Origin of the sequence: Aeromonas sp. 600479 (assembly GCF_049175515.1) — a bacterium.
GTDB lineage: Bacteria > Pseudomonadota > Gammaproteobacteria > Enterobacterales > Aeromonadaceae > Aeromonas > Aeromonas veronii_A.
This window is the reverse complement of record NZ_JAAKVF010000032.1, coordinates 1-15,538: the sequence shown is the minus strand read 5'-3', so window position 1 is coordinate 15,538 and position 15,538 is coordinate 1. Positions and strand designations below refer to the sequence as shown.

13 protein-coding genes are annotated in these 15,538 nt (G+C 60.1%); 8 read left to right on the top strand and 5 right to left on the bottom strand.

Features of this window, described 5'->3' with window-relative positions; genetic code table 11:
* The first annotated feature begins 344 nt into the window (after positions 1 to 344).
* Both rapA and rluA read left to right on the top strand, forming a co-directional pair.
* Positions 345 to 3,212 (top strand): RNA polymerase-associated protein RapA, encoded by a 2,868-nt coding sequence (gene rapA, locus G5149_RS20865; protein ID WP_421213592.1) that lies wholly within the window; start codon positions 345 to 347, stop codon positions 3,210 to 3,212.
* A gap of 116 nt (positions 3,213 to 3,328) precedes the next feature.
* Positions 3,329 to 3,985 (top strand): bifunctional tRNA pseudouridine(32) synthase/23S rRNA pseudouridine(746) synthase RluA, encoded by a 657-nt coding sequence (gene rluA, locus G5149_RS20860; protein WP_042081022.1) that lies wholly within the window; start codon positions 3,329 to 3,331, stop codon positions 3,983 to 3,985.
* 60 nt (positions 3,986 to 4,045) lie between these two features.
* Here the strand turns inward: rluA and G5149_RS20855 are convergent, their stop codons facing one another.
* The 5 genes from G5149_RS20855 to treR all read right to left on the bottom strand — a co-directional run bounded on the left by G5149_RS20855 (position 4,046) and on the right by treR (position 9,256).
* Positions 4,046 to 4,234: a hypothetical protein gene (locus tag G5149_RS20855; protein ID WP_005336040.1), complete on the bottom strand. Its 189-nt coding sequence runs from the start codon at positions 4,232 to 4,234 to the stop codon at positions 4,046 to 4,048.
* Between the two features lie 120 nt (positions 4,235 to 4,354).
* Positions 4,355 to 4,954 carry a sugar O-acetyltransferase gene (locus G5149_RS20850; protein WP_005343024.1) on the bottom strand — a complete coding sequence of 200 codons (600 nt, stop codon included), beginning with the start codon at positions 4,952 to 4,954 and terminating at the stop codon, positions 4,355 to 4,357.
* A gap of 3 nt (positions 4,955 to 4,957) precedes the next feature.
* Positions 4,958 to 6,619, bottom strand: a complete 1,662-nt coding sequence (gene treC / locus G5149_RS20845; protein ID WP_337073164.1) for an alpha,alpha-phosphotrehalase — start codon at positions 6,617 to 6,619, stop codon at positions 4,958 to 4,960.
* 66 nt (positions 6,620 to 6,685) lie between these two features.
* Positions 6,686 to 8,116: a PTS trehalose transporter subunit IIBC gene (gene treB, locus G5149_RS20840; protein ID WP_421213589.1), complete on the bottom strand. Its 1,431-nt coding sequence runs from the start codon at positions 8,114 to 8,116 to the stop codon at positions 6,686 to 6,688.
* 192 nt (positions 8,117 to 8,308) lie between these two features.
* Positions 8,309 to 9,256, bottom strand: a complete 948-nt coding sequence (treR, locus tag G5149_RS20835; protein ID WP_421213587.1) for a trehalose operon repressor TreR — start codon at positions 9,254 to 9,256, stop codon at positions 8,309 to 8,311.
* Between the two features lie 137 nt (positions 9,257 to 9,393).
* Between treR and G5149_RS20830 the strand changes: the two genes are divergently transcribed.
* From G5149_RS20830 to pbpG, 6 genes are all read left to right on the top strand, one after another.
* Complete coding sequence (locus tag G5149_RS20830; protein WP_421213586.1) at positions 9,394 to 10,344, top strand: AEC family transporter; 951 nt, start codon at positions 9,394 to 9,396, stop codon at positions 10,342 to 10,344.
* 164 nt (positions 10,345 to 10,508) lie between these two features.
* Positions 10,509 to 10,703, top strand: a complete 195-nt coding sequence (locus G5149_RS20825; protein WP_005357810.1) for a heavy-metal-associated domain-containing protein — start codon at positions 10,509 to 10,511, stop codon at positions 10,701 to 10,703.
* Positions 10,704 to 10,833: 130 nt separating this feature from the next.
* A complete protein-coding gene (ansB, locus tag G5149_RS20820; RefSeq protein ID WP_236323444.1) occupies positions 10,834 to 11,892 on the top strand; it encodes an L-asparaginase 2 in 1,059 nt (352 codons plus the stop codon).
* A 263-nt stretch (positions 11,893 to 12,155) separates the two neighbouring features.
* Complete coding sequence (locus G5149_RS20815; RefSeq protein ID WP_069528721.1) at positions 12,156 to 13,448, top strand: hemolysin family protein; 1,293 nt, start codon at positions 12,156 to 12,158, stop codon at positions 13,446 to 13,448.
* A gap of 18 nt (positions 13,449 to 13,466) precedes the next feature.
* On the top strand, positions 13,467 to 14,132 hold the full coding sequence (locus G5149_RS20810; protein ID WP_421213585.1) for a DedA family protein: 666 nt from the start codon (positions 13,467 to 13,469) through the stop codon (positions 14,130 to 14,132).
* Positions 14,133 to 14,291: 159 nt separating this feature from the next.
* Complete coding sequence (pbpG, locus tag G5149_RS20805; RefSeq protein WP_005348750.1) at positions 14,292 to 15,119, top strand: D-alanyl-D-alanine endopeptidase; 828 nt, start codon at positions 14,292 to 14,294, stop codon at positions 15,117 to 15,119.
* The last annotated feature ends 419 nt before the right edge of the window (positions 15,120 to 15,538 follow it).

The window sequence follows — 15,538 nt, the reverse complement described above, 5'->3', positions numbered from 1 at the left end:
TTCAAAGGCTTTTCGAGGTTATCGACGAGGTTGTTTGCGTTGCCGCTTGCCCTGTCGATGGAGGCGCATTATAGGGATCTAGATCACGCTTGCAAGGGTGTTTTCGAATTAAATTCGCATTTTTTGGTTCAACCGTTCACTAATCACCCAAAAAGCGCATTTATCCTGCAACAACACACCCGTTTGGCGAGCTCGCTATCCTCTAGGTGGCGTGGCGGTGGTAGCAGATCAAGGTTGTGGCGATTTGGTCTCTCTACATCTATATGCATGGTGATCGAGGTCACGCCTTCGGGTAACATAGCGCCCCTTTGCGATTCACACACTCTTGGGCTTTGGAGAGTTTAATGCCTTTTGCACTTGGCCAGCGTTGGATTAGTGATACAGAGACGGATCTGGGGTTGGGGACTGTCGTTGCTGTTGAAGGACGCATGGTTACCCTGTTGTTTCCGGCTACCGGTGAAAACCGCATGTATGCCAAAGAAGAGGCACCGGTCACCCGGGTCAGCTTCAATGTGGGCGATCAGATCACCAGTCACGAAGACTGGACCATGACGGTCGAAGAAGTGCAGGAGAAAGACGGCCTGCTTATATATGTAGGTGTGCGCACTGACAATAATGAGCCCGTTGCCCTCAAGGAAGTGTTTCTCAACAACTTTATCAAGTTCAACAAGCCGCAGGATCGCCTGTTCGCCGGTCAGATCGATCGGATGTCCCGCTTCACCCTGCGCTACGAAGCGCTGGTCAACCAGCACCAGCGTCGTCGCAACCCGACTCGTGGTCTGGCCGGTGGCCGGGTCAGCCTGATCCCGCACCAGCTCTATATTGCCCATGAAGTGGGTCACCGCTACGCTCCGCGCGTACTGCTGGCCGATGAGGTTGGCCTGGGCAAGACCATCGAAGCGGGCATGATCATTCATCAGCAGCTGCTCTCCGGCCGCGCCCATCGCGTGCTCATTCTGCTGCCCGAGACGCTCCAGCACCAATGGCTGGTCGAAATGCTGCGCCGTTTCAACCTGCACTTCTCCCTGTTTGACGAGGAGCGCTGCATCGAGGCGTTTGCCGATGCGGAGAACCCCTTCGAGACCGAACAGCTGGTGATCTGCAGCCTCGACTTCCTGCGCAAGAAGCGTCGTCGCTTCGAGCAGGTGCTGGAAGCCGAGTGGGATCTGCTGGTTGTCGACGAAGCCCACCATCTGGAGTGGAGTGAAGAGGCGCCGAGCCGTGCCTATGAAATGGTGGAAGCACTGGCCGAACAGGTGCCGGGCGTGCTGCTGCTGACTGCGACACCGGATCAGCTGGGCCACCAGAGCCACTTTGCCCGTCTGCGCCTGCTCGATCCCGAACGTTTCTACGACTACGAGGCTTTCCTCGCCGAGGAGCAGGCCTATGGTCAGGTCGCCAGCGCCGCACAAGAGCTGCTGGATGGCGAGATCCTGAGCGATGAAGCCAGACAGATCCTCGCCAGCCAGCTGGAAGGGCTGGACTTGAGCGATGCCGCCGCTCGCCAGCAGGCGGTCGCCAAGCTGCTAGACCAGCATGGCACCGGCCGGGTACTGTTCCGCAACAGCCGCGCCAATATTCAAGGCTTCCCCGAGCGTCACCTCAACGTGTACCCCATGCCGCTGCCGGAGCAGTACAAAACTGCCATCAAGGTGATGGGCATGATGGGTGGTAACGGTGGCGATCTGCAGACCCGTGCCCTGCGCTACCTCTATCCCGAGAAGATCTTCCAGCAGTTCGAAGGCGACAACGCCACCTGGACCCAGTTCGACCCGCGCGTAGAATGGTTGCTGGAGCTGCTGCTCTCAGCCCGCCAGCAGAAGGTGCTGGTGATCTGCTCCGAAGCGGCGACCGCCATCGCGCTGGAAGAGGCGCTGCGTACCCGTGAAGGGATCCGTGGTGCCGTGTTCCACGAAGGGATGTCGATCCTCGAGCGGGACAAGGCCTCCGCCTATTTCGCCCAGCAAGAGGGTGGCGCCCAAGTGCTGCTCTGCTCCGAGATCGGCTCAGAAGGACGCAACTTCCAGTTTGCCAGCCATCTGGTGCTGTTCGATCTACCTCTCAACCCGGATCTGCTGGAACAGCGTATCGGCCGACTGGATCGTATCGGTCAGCAGAATACCGTCGAGATCCACGTTCCCTATCTGGAAGGGACTGCCCAGCGCGCCCTGCAACTCTGGTATCACGATGGTCTGGACGCGTTCGAGCAGACCTGCCCGACTGCCCGCCCGGTATTCGAAGCGGTACGTGAAGAGCTGTTCGAGCTGCTGGCCGCCAACACCGGCGATCAGGCAGCCCTCGAGGCCCTGCTGGTCAAGACCCGCGAACTGCACGAGCCGCTCAAGGCCCGGCTGGAGCAGGGCCGCGATCGCCTGCTAGAGATCCATTCCAGCGGTGGCGCCGCCGCCCAGCAACTGGTCGACAAGCTGGCCGCCGAAGATGACGACACCGGCATGATCTCCTTCGCTCTCAAGATGTTCGACGAGATCGGCGTCAATCAGGATGACCGTGGCGAGAACGCGCTGGTGCTGACTCCTGGGGATCACATGCTGGTCTCCAGCTTCCCGGGCCTGCCGCAAGATGGCATGACCATCACCTTCGATCGCAACACAGCTCTGTCGCGGGATGACATGGCGCTGCTTTCCTGGGATCACCCCATGATGCGCGGCGGTATCGACCTGATCCTGGGCTCCGAGATCGGCGCCACCTCGGTCGCCCTGCTCAAGAACAAGGCGCTGCCCATCGGCTCCATCCTGCTTGAGCTGATCTTTGTCGCCGAGTCTGCGGCCCATCCCCAGCTCTACCGCTTCATGCCGCCGACGCCGATCCGTCTGCTGATGGACAAGAACGGCCAGAATCTGGGTGAGAAAGTGGCGTTTGATGCCTTCAACCGCCAACTGACGCCGGTCAACCGCCACCTCGGCAGCAAGCTGGTCACCGCGTCCCAACCGGTGATCCACGGTCTGATTGGCAAGGGCCAGGCCATTGCCGAAGAGCTGAAAGCCGGGATTGTCGACAAGGCGCGCGCCCAGATGGCACAGACCCTGCAGCAGGATCTCGATCGTCTGGAAGCGCTCAAGGCAGTCAACCCGAACGTGCGCGACAGCGAACTGGATTATCTGCGCAATCTGCAGGCAGAATTGCACCACCTGATCGATCAGACCCAACTCAAGCTGGATGCCATCCGCTTTATCGTGGTCACCCATAACTGACAAGGTACCGATCGACAGCGGCCAGACCCAGCTCAAACTGGATACCCAAGGCCGCTTTGTCGTGGTTACCCATAACTTGATGGGGGCTTGCCCCCACCTTCTGATGCGAGACATTTATGTTTGAATACTCACCGCCTCTGGAACCCTGGCTCGATATCCTGTTCAAGGACAAGGACATCATGGTGGTCAACAAGCCCACTGGCCTGCTAAGCGTCCCCGGGCGCGGCCCCGAGAATGAAGACAGCGTCCTGCATCGGGTGAAACAGCAACACCCCAAGGCGGCGGCAGCTCATCGCCTCGACATGTCCACCACTGGCGTCATTGTCATTCCCCTCAATCCCAACTCTCATCGGGAGCTGAGTCGGCAATTTCGCGAGCGGGAGACCGAGAAGCACTACCTCGCCTGGGTGTGGGGTGAGCCGGAAGCAGAGTCGGGACAGGTTGACCTGCCGCTCTGCGTCGACTGGCCCAACCGCCCGAAGCAGAAGGTGGATCACGAGGAGGGGCGTCACGCCCTGACCCTGTGGGAAAAACTGAAAGTGGAGAACGGCAACAGCCTGATCAAGCTGACTCCCATCACAGGTCGCTCGCACCAGTTGCGCGTCCATATGCTGGAGCTGGGGCATCCGATCCTGGGTGACAACCTCTACGCCCATCCGGATGCGCTGGCGGCTGCCCCCCATCTCTACCTGCATGCGGCCATGCTGACCATCAGCCACCCCCGCAGCGGGGAACGGATGACCTTCGAGGCGCCGGCTCCTTTCCCGGTCTGATCCCGCAAATCGCAGAGATAAAAAAGCCCCCATCGCGAGATGGGGGCTTTTTCATTAGGGTCAGACGCGAATATCGATCTTGCTTCCCAGGGAAGCGCTGGCCGATGTCGGTGCAACCGGCGCTGATTGCGCTGCGTTTTGCAGCAGCTTCAGCGCAGCTTCGCCCTCTTGGGTCTGCTGTTTCTTGGCCAGACTGGCCGTCATCAGAGCAGAACCAAACGACGCATTTGCAGAACTTGATATATCCATAGGGTTCCTCCTGCACTCAACAGTATCGACCAAGCGGCCCCGAACATAAGCACTGAATGCAAAACAATCTGAAAGTCGCTTTTCTATCAATCAGATAGCAATAGCGTTCATGGTCCCTGTTCACCGCTGGATGACGCCTTCAAGCTCCTGTGCCGTCATCGGCCGAAGCACCTTGCAAGGGTTGCCAGCCGCCACCACGTTGGCGGGCACATCTTTGGTCACCACCGAACCGGCACCGATGACGCTGTTGTCACCGATGGTGACGCCGGGGCAGATGACGACGCTGCCGCCAATCCAGACGTTGTGACCGATCCGCACCGGCTTGCCGAACTCGACACCCTTGATACGTGGCACCACCGCCACCGGGTGAGCGGCGGTGTAGATCTGCACCCCGGGCGCCAGCAGCACGTTGTCGCCGATGTGCACCTCGCAGACGTCGAGGATGGTGCAGCCTACGTTGGCGTAGAAGTTCTCGCCGACGAAGATATTGGCGCCATAGTCGCAGAAGAATGGCGGATTGATGGCACACTCCTGGCCGCGGCCACCGAGCAGCTCGTGCAGCAAAGCATCCCGCGCTGGTTTCTCCTGCCAGCTGGTGTTGAAGGTGTGATAGAGCCGGCGGCAGCGCTCGCGCGCCGCTTTCAGCTCAGGATCACCCGCATCATAGGGCTGCCCCGCCACCATCTTCTGCCACTCGGTACCGCGCACCACCTTCTCCATTACCTACTCCATCAGCCAGATCAGGGATTCATAAGGGCGCAGCATACCCGATTGCGGTTGAGCTGGACTATCGGGGTAGTTGCCGAGCAGCAGCCGACCTTGCCCGCTTTGCAGCTCGGCAGGCAAGGCAAACTCAACCGGCTCGCCGTAGAAGTTGCTCACCACCAGCAGGGTCTGTCCGTTGGCGCGACGGGCGTAGGCCCAGATCTGCGGGTGCCCCGTCAGCAGCTCCTGATAATCCCCCTGAGTGAAGATGGGGTGCGCCTTGCGAAGGGCGATGAGATCCCGATAGTGCCAGAACACCGAGTGCTGGTCGGCCAGCGCCGCCTCGGCATTGATCTCGGAATAGTTGGCGGCTGGCTTGAGCCAGGGCGTCCCTTGGGTGAAACCGGCATTGGCCGCAGCGCTCCACTGCATCGGGGTGCGCGAGTTGTCGCGGGACTTGGTACCGAGAATGGCGAGGATCTCGGCCTCGTTCATCCCTTCCGCCTGCTTGATGGCGAAGATGTTGCGACTTTCCACATCCTGATAGTCGTTAATGTGCTGATAGCCGGGGTTGGTCATGCCGAGCTCCTCCCCCTGATAGATGTATGGGGTGCCTTGCAGGCCATGCAGCGTGCTGGCCAGCATCTTGGCGGCTACAACTCTATGCTCGCCCTCATCGCCAAAGCGGGAGACGATGCGCGGCTGATCGTGGTTGCACCAGAACAGCGCCGACCACCCCTTGCCGTGCATGCCGCTCTGCCAGTGGTTGAAGATGCGCTTGAGTTCGAGGAAGTCGAACGGCGCCTTGGTCCACTTGTCGCCGTTGGGGTAATCCACCTTGAGGTGGTGGAAGTTGAATACCATGGAGAGCTCTGAGCCATCGAGGGCACCATAGCGCTGGCAATGCTCCAGACTGGTGGAGGACATCTCTCCCACCGTCATGGCCCCCACCGGAGCAAAGACGTCGCGGCTCACGTCCTGCAGGAATTCGTGGATGCGCGGGCCGTCGGTATAGAAGCGGCGGCCATCGCCAATCTCGTCGTTCGGGAACGCCTGATCCTTGGAGATAAGGTTGATGACGTCGAGTCGGAAACCGTCCACCCCCTTCTTGGCCCAGAAGTGGATGATGTTTTTAACCTCGGCGCGCACCGCCGGATTTTCCCAGTTGAGATCCGCCTGCTCGCGGGCAAACAGGTGCAGGTAGTACTGACCGGTGGCCGAGTCCAGCTCCCAGGCGCTGCCACCAAACTTGGATTGCCAGTTGTTGGGCACGCCGCCATCAATCGGATCGCGCCAGATGTAGTAGTCGCGGTAGGGGCTGTTCTTGTCCCCCTGCGCCGACTTGAACCAGGCGTGCTCGGTGGAGGTGTGGTTGACCACGATATCCATCACGATGCGGATGTCGCGCGCGTGGGCGGCGGCCAGCAGCGCCTCGAAATCATCCATGGTGCCGTAGGCGGGGTCGATGGCAAGGTAGTCGGCGATGTCGTATCCGTTGTCCACCTGCGGGGAGACGTAGACAGGGGTCAGCCAGAGGGCATCGACGCCCAAGGTCTTGAGATAGTCGAGGCGGGCCATGATCCCCTTGAGATCGCCGGTGCCACGGGCAGCGGAATCCTGAAAGCTCTTGGGGTAAATCTGGTAAATCACGGCACTCTGCCACCAGGGTGTTTGGCTCATGGGTCTTTCTCTTGTCTCGAATATGAAATGGAGAGGGCGACCCGCGGGTCGCCCTGATAATCATTGTCAGGCGCTGGCTTGGGCCAACTTGCCAGCGGCTTGCTGACGCTTGTAGACCAGCAAGGTCAGCACCACCGGCACCACGATGGCGACCAGCATGGCGATGGCAAACACCGCCCAGTATTGCGGCTGGATGGAGAGGATGCCGGGCAGGCCGCCTACCCCGATACCGTTAGCCATCACCCCGGCGAAACCGCAGATGAGGGCGGCAAGGCTGGACCCCACCATGGCGCACAGCATGGGAAACTTGTACTTGAGGTTGATACCGTACATGGCCGGTTCGGTCACCCCGAGGTAGGCGGAGATGGCAGCAGGCACCGAGATCTCCCGCTCGTTCTCCTTGCGGCTAATCAGAATGATGCCAACGACCGCAGACGCCTGCGCAATGTTGGAGAGGGCGATCAGCGGCCAGATCGGGGTGCCACCCATGCTCTGCATTAGCTGCAGATCCACCGCGTTGGTGGTGTGGTGGATGCCGGTGATGACCAGCGGTGCGTAGAGGAAACCGAACAGGGCGGCGCCGATAGGAGCGAAGGAGCCGGTCATGGCAGCCTTGGCAGCGAAACCGACACCATCACCAACCCAGCGACCGAACGGGCCGATAAAGGCGTGAGCCACGATCACTGCCAGCAGCAGCGAGACAAACGGCACAATCACCAGATAGAGATAGGCCGGAATGATCCGCTTGAGGTTGGTCTCAACCCAAGCCAGGAAGACACCCGCCAGCAGCGCCGGAATGACCTGAGCCTGATAACCCACCTTCTGGATCACGAACAGGCCGAAGTCCCACACCTCGGGAGTCTGCTGACCAATGCCGTAGGCGTTCATCAACTGCGGTGACACCAGCGTCACCCCCAGCACAATACCGAGGATCTCGGAGCCACCCATCTTCTTCACTGCAGACCAGCAAACACCGACCGGCAGGAAGTGGAAAATCGCCTCGCCCAGCAGCCAGAGGAAGGCGTGTAGCTGCGCCCAGAACTGGCTGATCTCGGTGAGGGTGTGAGTGCCATCGTCAAACATCTTGATGTCGCCGATGACGTTGCGAAAGCCCAGGATCAGACCGCCGGTGATGATGGCGGGCAGCAACGGTACGAAGATCTCCGCCAGATGGGAGATGCCACGCTCCAGCGGATTCATGTTCTGGCGCGCCGCCTGCTTGGCGGTCTCCTTGCTGCCACCGCTGACGCCGAGCTGTTCGGTCAGCGCCTTGTACCACTGCTCTACCTCGTTACCGATCACCACCTGGAACTGACCGCCCTGGGTGAAGCTTCCCTTCACTGCCGGAATGGTTTCGATAGCCTTGCTGTCGGCCTTGGCCGGATCGTTCAGGACGAAGCGCAACCGGGTCAGGCAGTGGCTGACGGTGGCGATGTTCTCCTTGCCGCCGATCTTGTCGATCAGGGTGGCAAGCTGCTGTGCGTTGATCTTGGACATGGGTCTTCCCTCTGTGACGCCATTGAATAGTGGTCTGTATCGCCCTTTTGAGCCAGTCTATCGGCCGGAGCGTTCTTGGTATCGTTCCCATTTAGCATGCCGACAATCTGGCTAGATCGAAATGGGAACGTTCCCAATTCGTGGCCAGCATCACAAAAAGCGCACTTTTTGTTCAGTCGGAAGTGATGGGGCTCACAGGGTTCGGCAGGGGGCGATAGTCACCAGCGGGGGCTGAGCCTGCTCAATCTGGCCGAGCAGCTGACGCGCCGCCTGCTCCCCTGCCCCCTTGTAACCAAGATCGAGAGTGAGGGCGTTGGGGAAGAGGAAACTGAGCATGGGGTTGTTGCCAAGGCCGGTCACCAGCACCTCACTACGCCCTTGTTCTTGCAGGTATTTTGCCGCACCAATGGCGAGGGTATCGCTGGCGCAGACCAACGCCTGGGTGGAGGGGGTAAGCAGCTCGGCCGCCAGCCGGTAGCCGCTCTGCAGGCTGAGATCTCCGAGGGCGCTGCGCGGACGCAACCCCTGCTCTGCGCAGTAAGCGAGATAAGCATCTAGGCGGCGCTGGCCAGTGGTGAGATCCGAGGCATCCACCCCCAGATAGGCGATGTCGCGGGCGCCACGGCTTGCCAGCTGCGCCAGCATGGTGCGCACCGCACCGGCGTCGTCGAAGCAGACCGAGGAGAAACCGGGATATTCACGGGCGACCAGCACCAGCTTCTCTTTCAGCGGCGTCATGGCGGCATAGTCCAAGTCATTGAAGGCGAACAGGATAATGCCATCCACTCCGCGCCGCTCCAGCACCGCCAGATGCTCCTGCACCTTGGCGGGGGAGAACTTGCTCTCCATCAGCACAGCATCGTAGCCACGCTGGTAGAGGGTCTCCAGCATGCCGCGCACCGCCTGATTCTCCGAGCTGGAGTCGAGCCGGGAAACGATGATCCCCACCACCTGCTGGCTTTGGCTGCGCATGGCCCGCGCCGACTTGCTCGGCACGAAGCCGTGCTCGGCGATGATCTGCTCCACCCGCTCGCGGGTCTCCTGCTTCACCTTGGGATCCTGGTTGAGCACCCGGGAGACGGTCGACTTGCCGACGCCACTCAGTCTGGCGATATCGAGGATGGTCAGTTTCTTGTCCATGAATTGGCTCACAGGAGGCTAGGCGGTGGAATTGCCCACATTGTTGTGATTAACCCCTGTGAATACAAGCCCATGGCGTTAGAATGCCCTTTTTGCCCCGCCGTCAGGGTGTGTGGGCACAGCACAGGACGCCCATCATGGATCTGCTGGCCAGTCTGCTCTTCTCCCTCTCCATCACAGGCCCCATCTGCGTGGTGCTGCTGCTCGGCATCTTGCTCAAGCGGCTGGGGCTGCTGCCGGATCCCTTTACCGAATCCGCCTCGCGACTGGTGTTTCAGGTCACCCTGCCCGCTCTGCTCTTTCTCAGTATTCTGGGTACCAACTTCGCCACCATGCCGAGCCTCTGGTTTATCGGCTATGGCCTGCTCGCCACCGTTATCAGCTATCTGGTGCTGGAGCTGCTGGCCGGACGTTTTATCGGGGAGCAGCGACTGCGCGGCATCTTCGTGCAGGGGAGCTTTCGCGGCAACAGCGCCATTATCGGGCTCGCCTATGTGCAGAACGCCTATGGCCACGAAGGGGTGGGGGCGGCGGCCTTCTATGTCGGCGCGGTGACCGTGCTCTACAACATTCTCGCTGTGATCACCCTCACCCGCAGTCTCGGCGGTGCCACCGGTATCCGCCCCATTCTGCTCGGCATCATCAAGAATCCGCTCATCATCGCCATTGTGGCGGCGCTGCCGTTTACCCTGCTCGGTATCAAGATGCCGCAACTGCTGCTCACCACCGGCAGCTACTTCGCCAACATGACGTTGCCGCTGGCGTTGCTCTGCACCGGCGCCTCCCTCAGTCTCGGCGCCCTGCGCGGCGGGGCGGCGCTGACCGGCTGGGCCAGCGTGATGCGGCTCTGCCTCATTCCAGCGGTGTTCACTCTGGGAGCAGCCCTGCTCGGCTTCAGCCATCTGGAGCTCGGCATCCTGTTTCTTATCAGCGCCACCCCGACTGCCGCCGCCAGCTATGTGATGACCCGCGCCATGGGGGGTGACAGCGTGCTGGCAGCGAACATCATCGCCACTACCACCCTTGGATCGCTGGTTACTACCAGCCTCGGGGCAACTCTGATGAATTACCTCGGTCTTATGTACTGACCCTGCCCGAGGAAACTGCCAACCTCATCGCCACCACGAACCTTGGCACCCATACACCGGCAGGGAGCCATCCTGATGAACTATCTGGGTCTTATGTACTGACGGCTTGACCTTGCCGGAGGCGGCAGCTTTAGGCTGGCGCTCATCAACAGAGGAGATATTCCATGACCATCGAACTCACAGTGTCCGGCATGTCCTGTGGTGGCTGCGCCGCCAGTCTGCAAAAAGCCCTGCTGGCCCAGCCTGCAGTCACTACCGCGACCGTCGATTTCGCCAGCAGCAAGGCCGTCATCGAGAGCGAGCTGAGCAAGGCCGAGCTGATCGCCCTGATCGAAGCCAAGGGTTTCTCTGCGAGTTAAATTATCTCTATAGAGGTATAAAACAGGTTAAAAATCTGTACTCACCTGTCTTTTGGTGAGTTTTATCACAGACCCAGGTTATTAAACGGGCAAACTTGCTGCGATTATTCCAACCATAAGGATTTGCAGCATGACCCTACCGATCCGCAAGACCCTGCTCGCCGCCGTCGTCGGCCTGACCCTCTCCCCCATGGCCATGGCCCTGCCCAACGTCCATATTCTGGCAACCGGCGGCACCATTGCCGGGGCAGGCCAGTCGGCTACCCAGTCCAACTACGAGGCTGGCAAGGTGGCCATCGAAACCCTGATCGCCGCCGTGCCCGAGATGAAGAACGTGGCCGATGTGCAGGGTGAGCAGGTGGTGAAGATCGGCTCCCAGGACATGAACGACGAGGTGTGGCTCAAGCTGGCCAAGCGGGTCAACGAGCTGCTGGCCAAGGATGACGTTGATGGCATCGTCATTACCCACGGCACCGACACCATGGAAGAGACCGCCTACTTCCTCAATCTGACCGTCAAGAGCGACAAGCCGGTGGTACTGGTCGGCGCCATGCGCCCCTCCACCGCCATGAGTGCCGACGGCCCGATGAATCTCTACAACGCCGTGGTGACCGCCTCCGACCCCGCCTCCAAGGGACGTGGCGTCATGGTGGCGATGAACGACACCGTGCTCGATGCCCGCGACGTCACCAAGACCAACACCACCGGCGTGCAGACCTTCGCCTCCCCCAACTTCGGCCCGCTCGGCTACATCCACAACGGCAAGATCGACTATCAGCGCAGCCCGGCACGCCTGCACACCAGCAAGACCCCGTTTGACGTGAGCAAGCTCGACAAGCTGCCGCAGGTTGGCATCGTCTACAGCTACGCCAACGCCACCGACTTGCCGGCCAAGGCGATGGTGGATGCCAAGTTCGACGGCATCGTCAGCGCCGGGGTGGGCAACGGTAACCTCTACCACACCCTGTTCGACACCCTGGCCAAGGCGAGCAAGGATGGCATCCGCGTCGTGCGCTCCGCCCGCGTGCCGACCGGCGCCACCACCCTGGATGCCGAGATCGATGATGCCAAGTACGGCTTCGTGGCCTCCGGCACTCTCAACCCGCAGAAAGCGCGGGTGCTGCTGATGCTCTCCCTGACCCAAAGCAAGGATCCGGCCCAGATCCAGCGCTGGTTCCAGCAGTTCTGATAAAGGTTTTCTGACAAGTAATAAGCAAGGGCGGGACTTCCCGCCCTTTTCCATCCTGCATGCAATGCCACTTCGCCAAGCACCCGCCTCACCCATTACGTCGTTTGGCGAGGTCATCCTTCCCTTTTCCGGCCATCTTTTTCGGCCACCGCAGAGCGTTGTCATCAAATTAGCGAGCCGGATCACCCGCTTTCACAAGCGCATCGCCGCCAAATTCATTACACTGCCAGCGATCTTATCCACTCAAGGAGTGCTGTTGCTGTATGGAAATATTGATCCTGCTGGGATTGATTTTGCTTAATGGCGTCTTCGCCATGTCAGAAATCGCCATCGTCACCGCACGCAAGGCTCGCCTTGGCAAGCTTGCCTCTGAAGGCAACCGTTCCGCCGCCATTGCCCTCAAACTGGGCGAAGACCCGACCCATTTTCTCTCTGCCGTCCAAATCGGCATTACCAGCATAGGTTTGCTCAACGGTATCTACGGCGAATCCCTGCTGGCCCAGCCCTTCTCCCTCTGGTTGCAGGAGTGGGGACTATCCCCCAAGAGCAGCGGCCTGATCGCCACCGTCATCGTGGTGGTGGTGGTTACTTACCTCTCCATCGTGGTGGGGGAGCTGGTGCCCAAGCGCCTTGGCCAGCTCAATGCCGAGCGCATCGCCTGTCTGGTGGCCCGCCCCATGCACTGGCTCGCCACCCTGACCCGCCCATTCGTCTGGCTGCTGTCGGCCTCCACCAATGCCAGCCTGCGGCTGCTGCGGGTCAACCAGAACGGCAGCGCCAACGTTACCGAGGAGGAGATCCACGCCATGCTGGTGGAGGGCTCTGAAGCCGGGGTGATCGAGGATCATGAGCACACCATGCTGCGCAACGTCTTCCGTCTCGACGAGCGCAGCCTCTCCTCCCTGATGGTGCCGCGCAGCGATATCCGCTATCTGGATCTGGCTCTGCCGTTGGAGACCAACCTGCAGCGGCTGGTGGAGTATCGCCACAGCTATTTTCCGGTCTGCGACGGCAACCTGTCAGAATTGGTGGGTATCATCAATGTCAGCAAGGTGCTGCACGCCTATATCAAGGGGGAGCCCATCGATCTGGCTGCCCTGACCCAGGAGGGCAGCCTGCTGCCCGAGACCCTCAACGGCGTCGAGCTGCTCAACCACTTCCGCACCCACAGCGAACAGATGGCGCTGGTGGTGGACGAATATGGCGAGTTGCAGGGACTGGTCACCCAGCAGGATCTGCTGGAGGCGCTGGCGGGGGATTTCCAGCAGGAGGATGGCGAGGACAACTGGGCATTCCGGCGCGCCGACGGCAGCTGGCTGCTCGATGGCCTGATCCCGCTGCCGGAGTTGAAGGACTGTCTGGAGCTGGTTCGTCTGCCAGAAGAAGAAAAACATCACTATCACACCCTCGGAGGGCTTATCATGCTGCTCCTTGGTCGTGTTCCACAAACCGGAGACCTGGTGACACTGGAACAGTGGCAACTGGAAATTGTTGACATGGATGGCCTGCGCATCGACAAGGTGCTCGCCATGCCCTTGACCGATCAACCCAGCTAACCTGCGGAGTTTGCAAGTATGGAGCAGTTTTACCAACTGGCTCACGCCTTTATGAATCACGATCTGAACACACTTTCCGATCCCAAGATGGCCTTCATGATCTGTGGTGTGATTCTGACGTTTCTGGTACTGGAAAACGGATTCATCCCTACCGCCTTTCTGCCCGGTGACAGCCTGCTGATCCTCACCGGCGTGCTCATCTATCAGGATGTATTGTCTCTAGGGGTGATCCCGCTGTTGATCATGGCCACCTTTGTCGGTACCTGGTTCGGTTACATGCAGGGGCGCTTCCTTGGCCACACCCAGCTCTACCATCGGCTGATGTCCCATGTGGAAGAGCGACACCAGCAGAAGGTCTACCACCTGCTGGACAAGTACGGGATCATCACCCTGATCACCGCGCGCTATATCGCCTTCGTGCGCACCGCCTACCCCTATATCGTCGGTGCCACCGAGCTGCCGCAGGGGCGCTTTCTCATCGTCAATCTGATCAGCTCCATCATGTGGATCTGCCCGCTGGTCGGGTTTGGCTACTACCTGAGCCACACCAAGCTGGCAGCCGAATACCAGACCCAGTTCTTCAACATCATCATCTATCTGCCGGTGGCCCTGCTGGTGGGTGGCATGGTGGCGCTGGTCTGGCGCTGGATCAGCAAACGCAGGGCCGCGCAGCCGCGGGATTGACCCCTCACCCAACGCCCGACCCGAAAGCCCTCGCCAGAGGGCTTTTTTGATCGCCAATTTCGCGCAAATAGCAGAAATAGTCCCGCTCGGCCCTTGTAAAGCCGGGGTAAAAATGAGTGAATCTAGCGCCTTTTTTTGGATGGGAACGGAGTCGGTTGTATGTGGTGTCGGATTCGCGCAGCAGCGCTGGTTGTCGGGTTGATGGGAATGCTGGGATTGCCTGCGGTCAGCGCGGCACCCAACCCTGCCAAACTGGAAGTACGCTCGAGCAGCGCCCTGGTCGTGGATGTAAAAACGGGCAAGACGCTCTACCAGAAGAATGCCACCAAGGTACGTCCTATCGCCTCCCTCACCAAGCTGATGACAGCGCTGGTGGTGCTGGATGCCAAACAGAATCTCAACCAGACCATCACGGTCGACAAGAACGATCTGGATCGGGTCAAACACACACACTCCCGCATCCGCATGGGCACCAAGGTGACCCGCCGCGACGCCCTGCATCTGGCATTGATGTCCTCCGAAAACCGGATGGCCTCGGCACTGGCGCGTCACTATCCGGGCGGTCGCAGTGCCTTCGTGCGGGCCATGAACAACAAGGCCAGACAATTGGGAATGCGTAATACTCACTTCTACGACTCCACCGGCCTCTCCACCCGCAACGTCTCTACCGCCCAGGATCTGGGCAAGCTGGCTGCCGCCGCCTATCGTCAGCCGCTGATCCGTCAGTTCACTCAGGATGAGAACCGGGAGATGCGCTTCAGCGCCCCCGCCTACAGCCTGATGTTCAACAACACCAACCCGCTGGTGAAAAACCCGGATTGGGACGTACGCCTCTCCAAGACCGGCTTCACTGACGAAGCGGGGCGCTGTCTGGTGATGCGCGCCAAACCGGACAGCCGCGAGCTGGCCATCGTGCTGCTCAACTCGGTGGGCAAACGCACCCCTATCGGCGATGCCAACCGCATTCGCAAATGGCTGAAAAGCTGAGTAAAGCTCTCTATACCAAAGGATGCTGCGGCATCCTTTTTTATTGCCCGCAGAACGCCTCAGCAGGCCTTGCAGGATGTTGATAGCCAAACCCTGAGTGATGATCTGCGCAGCATCTGCCGTTGCAACAGCAGACATACAAGGCGCCTATAGATGAGGCAAAGGGTGGTGAGGCGGGGCAACGATCAGAAGAGCTATGCGCAATCACAGACAGGGGAAGAAATAAGGACAAGAACAGCCAGGTAAACGGGCGATCCACCCGCAACAGCGCACGGGGATCCGCACCAAAAAGTTAAATATCACCCATAAAAAAACAGCCCCGACCGAAGTCGAGGCTGTCTGTATGGTGCGCCCGAGAGGATTCGAACCTCTGACCACCTGGTTCGTAGCCAGGTACTCTATCCAGCTGAGCTACGGGC

Bases quoted from the DNA above. Each gene is read 5' to 3' on its own strand.
- G5149_RS20850 (WP_005343024.1), bottom strand. From the start codon at position 4,954: ATGGAGAAGGTGGTGCGCGGTACCGAGTGGCAGAAGATGGTGGCGGGG.
- pbpG (WP_005348750.1), top strand. From the start codon at position 14,292: ATGTGGTGTCGGATTCGCGCAGCAGCGCTGGTTGTCGGGTTGATGGGA.
- G5149_RS20855 (WP_005336040.1), bottom strand. From the start codon at position 4,234: ATGGATATATCAAGTTCTGCAAATGCGTCGTTTGGTTCTGCTCTGATG.
- treC (WP_337073164.1), bottom strand. From the start codon at position 6,619: ATGAGCCAAACACCCTGGTGGCAGAGTGCCGTGATTTACCAGATTTAC.
- rluA (WP_042081022.1), top strand. From the start codon at position 3,329: ATGTTTGAATACTCACCGCCTCTGGAACCCTGGCTCGATATCCTGTTC.
- G5149_RS20810 (WP_421213585.1), top strand. From the start codon at position 13,467: ATGGAGCAGTTTTACCAACTGGCTCACGCCTTTATGAATCACGATCTG.
- rapA (WP_421213592.1), top strand. From the start codon at position 345: ATGCCTTTTGCACTTGGCCAGCGTTGGATTAGTGATACAGAGACGGAT.
- G5149_RS20815 (WP_069528721.1), top strand. From the start codon at position 12,156: ATGGAAATATTGATCCTGCTGGGATTGATTTTGCTTAATGGCGTCTTC.
- treR (WP_421213587.1), bottom strand. From the start codon at position 9,256: ATGGACAAGAAACTGACCATCCTCGATATCGCCAGACTGAGTGGCGTC.
- treB (WP_421213589.1), bottom strand. From the start codon at position 8,116: ATGTCCAAGATCAACGCACAGCAGCTTGCCACCCTGATCGACAAGATC.
- G5149_RS20825 (WP_005357810.1), top strand. From the start codon at position 10,509: ATGACCATCGAACTCACAGTGTCCGGCATGTCCTGTGGTGGCTGCGCC.
- ansB (WP_236323444.1), top strand. From the start codon at position 10,834: ATGACCCTACCGATCCGCAAGACCCTGCTCGCCGCCGTCGTCGGCCTG.
- G5149_RS20830 (WP_421213586.1), top strand. From the start codon at position 9,394: ATGGATCTGCTGGCCAGTCTGCTCTTCTCCCTCTCCATCACAGGCCCC.